This is a genomic window from Gilliamella sp. Nev5-1 (assembly GCF_001690895.1).
Classification (GTDB): Bacteria; Pseudomonadota; Gammaproteobacteria; order Enterobacterales; family Orbaceae; genus Gilliamella; species Gilliamella apicola_C.
Genome location: NZ_LZHO01000034.1, coordinates 1 through 2460 on the forward strand (window position 1 = coordinate 1; position 2460 = coordinate 2460).

4 protein-coding genes are annotated in these 2460 nt (G+C 37.0%); 3 read left to right on the forward strand and 1 reads right to left on the reverse strand.

The features are described from left to right. The 3 genes from A9G41_RS13905 to A9G41_RS13475 form a co-directional block, all read left to right on the forward strand. Positions 1-772 (forward strand): RHS repeat-associated core domain-containing protein (locus A9G41_RS13905; protein ID WP_143425414.1); only part of this gene is annotated, 772 nt, incomplete at its 5' end. A 10-nt stretch (positions 773-782) separates the two neighbouring features. Further along, complete coding sequence (locus tag A9G41_RS05260; RefSeq protein WP_065582621.1) at positions 783-1265, forward strand: hypothetical protein; 483 nt, start codon at positions 783-785, stop codon at positions 1263-1265. A gap of 305 nt (positions 1266-1570) precedes the next feature. Then, a complete protein-coding gene (locus A9G41_RS13475) occupies positions 1571-1717 on the forward strand; it encodes an RHS domain-containing protein (protein ID WP_081302200.1) in 147 nt (48 codons plus the stop codon). Positions 1718-1752: 35 nt separating this feature from the next. Here the strand turns inward: A9G41_RS13475 and A9G41_RS05265 are convergent. Beyond that, a partial coding sequence (locus A9G41_RS05265; protein ID WP_143425415.1) for an IS3 family transposase occupies positions 1753-2460 on the reverse strand: 708 nt, incomplete at its 5' end.

A 2460-nucleotide genomic window follows, 5' to 3' on the forward strand; every position in this document is an offset into this window, starting at 1 on the left:
AGCCCTTACCGGCAGCTTAGGTGACACGCTCTATGAATGCCAGTATAATGCCTATGGTCAGATAATAAACGAAACCTACCATCAGGACGATATAGATTCCCTGCCGGATAATCCGTTACGGTTCCAAGGGCAATATTATGATGAGGAGACGGGGTTACATTACAACCTAAACCGTTATTACGACCCGTTTATTGGCAGATATATCACCCAAGACCCACTAGGTATACTGGGTGGGTTAAATAGTTATCAATATGCCGGTAGTGATCCGATAAATTGGATAGATCCGTTAGGATTGATTAAGGTTGAAAATAGTGGATTTGAAGGGGTTGCAGGAAAAGAAAAGATAGGTATTCCAACCACTACCGCTAAGGATCCATTAAGTCCTGTTCAGCAGTATGATGCATATGGTAATGAAATTGTTTATAGAACTATGTCACAAGAGCAATTTAAGCAGTTTGAGAGAACAGGCATAATGCCTCCAACAACCGAAACTTCCATCTCTCCAGTTTTAGGATATTCATCAAAATATAATGGAGTAACCGTAAAAATCGTGGTTAAACAAGGAACATTTGCTAAGTTAGAAGAAATAGGTATTGCAGCAAATTCTGCAGCGGCAAAAGTATTTCCTAATATGTCGATTAAAACTGGGAAATGGATGAAAACCAATACTCGTTTTAAAGTTGAAGGTGGGCAAATGACAACTCAACTTGGACAAGGTAGAGGTATAGAGATTTTTAATGAAAATATTGTTCATTTTGAAAAAGTAAAATAAAGGTAAAAATATGCTATTAAAATTAGAAACTTCTAAAGTTCCAATGAAAATGGTCTTTTTATTATCAAAGGAATTAAAAAATAATCCAGAAAGAGTCGCTTTAACACAAGCATTAACGTTAGACAAATCAAAACCTACAATGGGTCTCAAAGGTACCAATGGTCTTTTTGGATCAAAAGAGTGGTGGAATAGTATTGAGCAGGGGAGGATACCTTTATTATTTATTTCAGGAATAATAAAAAAAGCTTATGTAGCAGGGCAAGATCCCTCAAATTTTAATAATACAGTTGATTTATTACTTGAAGATGGGACAATTCAATCTGTTGGTATTTATACCAACAAAAAAGAAGATTCAAAGCTCTTTAAAATAGGATATAGTGCAAGTATCGTTTATGCATTAGATGAAATGAAATTACAACCAGATTTTGATGGTAAAATAAATCGCTCTAAAACAGCTTTAGAAATGGCAGTCTCATTAGAGCCTGTAGAATAAGTTCCAATTTAGATTCAATTTAACATATCAAATCGGCAAGGTAAGCTTAATACTTAGCTTACTTTGTTAGATTTAAATTATTATTGTGTCAACTAACCATTTGCTATGATGTTATTAGCGTTAATATTATGATAAACCCAAATGTTTTTTGGTGGCATATACTTTGAGCATGATTGCTTTGGCAACCTGATTGTGGAAAAACGTGGAAAAGGCCACAGTCTAATAAACTTATTGCCGAGACCAATAACGATAAACACTGGCAAAGCTAGCTTTACGAGCCAGATTCTTACCGTCCATTAGCCCTTGTGCACGGCAATGCGCAGCAAGATAACATCAAACTCTACTGGTATCAAAACGACCACCTTGGCACACCCATTGCCCTTACCGGTAGCTTAGGTGACACCCTCTACGAATGCCAGTATAATGCCTATGGGCAGATAATAAACGTGTAAATACCCCAAACTTAGTACACAACTCACGTAGAAAATTAAGCTGCCTGTTTTAATGTTTTATATTCGAGCGGTGTCATGTTATTTAATGCCTCATGCGGTCTTTCGGTGTTATAAATCGTTAACCATTCTTCGGTTATTCTCCTTGCTTGTGCTAAGTTGTTAAAAAGATATAAATCGAGTACTTCAGTACGATAGGTACGATTAAATCGTTCAATATAACCATTTTCATAAGGGCTACCGGGCTGGATATAATCAATGGCTATATCATGTGATTTAGCCCAGTTTATAAAGGTTTTTCCTGTAAATTCTGGTCCATTATCGACGCGTATTTTTAACGGATAACCATGATACTCCGCCAATTTATCCAAATAACGAGTCACTCTACCTGCGGGTAAACTCACACCAATATCAATACCTAATGCCTCACGATTAAAGTCATCGATGACATTGAATGTCCTAAAGCGACGTTGATTACGACTACTGTCACTCATAAAATCCATTGACCAACATTCACCTTGTTTATTGGGGGCTAATAACCTTTCCGGGCATCGTGGAGGAATGCGTTTTTTACGCTTTACCCTGAGATTAAGCTTTAATTCACAATACACCCGATATACCCGTTTATGATTCCATTGATAGCCGAGCTTTCTGATACGATTAAAACATTTAGGAAAGCCCCAGCGTAAATGCCGGTCTGTGATAGCATTCAACACCGAAACAATCACCGAATCATCCTGTAACTT